This is a genomic window from Protofrankia sp. CiP3 (assembly GCF_917627345.1).
Classification (GTDB): Bacteria; Actinomycetota; Actinomycetes; order Frankiales; family Frankiaceae; genus Protofrankia.
The window spans coordinates 1-1,962 of sequence record NZ_CAKJTM010000054.1 but is presented as its reverse complement, the minus strand read 5'-3'; the positions used below and the strand labels follow the sequence as shown (position 1 = coordinate 1,962).

General features: G+C 63.1%; 2 protein-coding genes. Both read right to left on the bottom strand.

Annotated features, from left to right (window positions below; translation table 11 throughout):
* The coding region (locus MJ797_RS17340; RefSeq protein ID WP_374582458.1) for a VOC family protein at positions 1 to 311 on the bottom strand (311 nt) is incomplete at its 3' end.
* A gap of 975 nt (positions 312 to 1,286) precedes the next feature.
* A partial coding sequence (locus MJ797_RS17335; protein ID WP_239336132.1) for an ATP-binding protein occupies positions 1,287 to 1,962 on the bottom strand: 676 nt, incomplete at its 5' end.

Genomic DNA, 1,962 nt, shown 5'->3' with positions numbered 1-1,962 from the left:
AACGTCTTGGCCGGCGGACGGGTGACCGTGGCCCCTGCCCGCTCCGCCATCGCGACGACATCGTCGACCTCCGCCTCGGACCGAACATTGTGCGCGAGGGCGACGCCGCTGAAGCCACCTGCCTGTCCGTCCGTAATACCGCAGTCGCGCGCGAGCTTGTCACGGCCCCACAGGACGAGTGCGATGCCGCCGGCCTGAAAGAACACGGTCTCTTCGACCTCCTGGCCCTGCCAACCCAACCGCTCGTAAAACGCCCGAGCGCGCCGCACGTCGACGACGCCCAATGTGATCAGGCTGATGCGCTGCTCCATTACTGAAATATACGTCGCCACAGGCGCAGGCCCGGTCACCAGAGCATGTCATCGGGCGCGCAAGCCCGCGATTGCCAGTCGACGTCCGCGGTCCGCGCGGGCCTCGGCCTCAGCTGTTCTATCCCGTGCCAACCGTCGTTCCCGCCGGGCCGGCGGGCGACCGGTGCAGACAGGCTCTAACGATGTGAATCTGACACTCCTACCACAACAGCAGATTCACATCATTCCCCGGGAACGACCGGCAACAGTCCCGCGACACCGCGCTCCCTGTCGCCGGTCACCTTGTCGCCGGTCACCCTGAGGCCAGCACAATCAAGGCGGGCACTGTTCCCAGGCTGATCCCCAGCTGTGCCGCTTCCACGCCAAGGCGGCCGACATCCCCATGGTGGTTGCTAACCTCGACGCTCGTCCGTACCGCTGAGGGTGGTGAAGAAGTGGCCGATACTGGGCCGGGTGCTTTGACCACCGCCTGTCGGACGGTCCCTCAAGGCGTAGCTGTGTGTCATTAGCAAGCAGGGTCGACAGAAGATTCAAAACAGGCTCTACGAGTGCGGGGCTTGAGTAACCGGGGGTGAACGCCTTCCGGTATTCGGTGCCGCTGCGCTTTCCGTCGGCGCTGCGGACTCAGTCGTCTACGGTGCACTTTCGGGTTCGCCGAGGATCTCCTCGATCCGGCACACGATCTCCTCGATCCCCTCGGCGGACAGTCCAGCGGTAGAGTTGTAGCGCACCGGTTCCTGTTTCTTTTGGGAAGTTTGTTGTGTGGGAACTCCAATCTTTCCGAAACAGGGCTGGTGCCCTTCATTCGACACGCGGTACGAATTCGGATCGTGTAGGTCCATGGCGAAGACTTGATGTTGCGGTGGGTGGCTGGTGCGAGAATGCGGCGAACAGCCCGACCCGGTGTCCCGGGCTCCCACCATCAGCGGTATCGAGGCAGACGCGTCGGGGGGTTCGGCGAGTCCGACGGGACGTTCACGTCCCGGTCCCCCACAGAGCAGAGATCGGCAGACAGACCAGCCCCGCGCCGAAGCTGAGTGATTCGGCACCGCAGTAGAAAACGAATCCAGCGTGAAACCGTGCACCGAGCCGCCGCTGCAGGAGTTTCAGGCCACGGAAGTCCGCCGCACGTACCGTCTCCGCGGCCTTCACCTCTATACCGACAACCCGGCCTGCGTTGTCCTCCAGAACCCCATCCACTTCGTATTGGTCCCGGTCACGGTAATGATACAGTCGGACGGATGTCTGGGACCAGGTCAGCTGCCGCGCTAGTTCGCTGAGGACGAAGTTCTCGAGCAGACCACCAACAGGCCCGTCAGTGTTGGGGCTCGTCGCCAGGTAATTGGCGAGGCCGGTATCCACGAAGATAACTTTGGGTGTCGCGACCGCCCTTGTCGTGAGGTTTGTCGACCACCCTGGCACAAGCCGTACAAGGTAGACCGTTTCCAGAATGTTGATGTAGCTACGGACCGTCGGGGCCGAAAGACCCAGTTCGCCCGCAACGCGGCTGATGTTGAGTAGTCCGCCGGTCTGTGCGGCCAACAACGAAAGGAGCCGGCGCATCTCGCCGGACTTCTCGATGTCGGCCACCTGCCTGACATCACGGCTGAGCAGATCTGAAACATAGCCCTCGAAGAACCGCTGCCGCCGG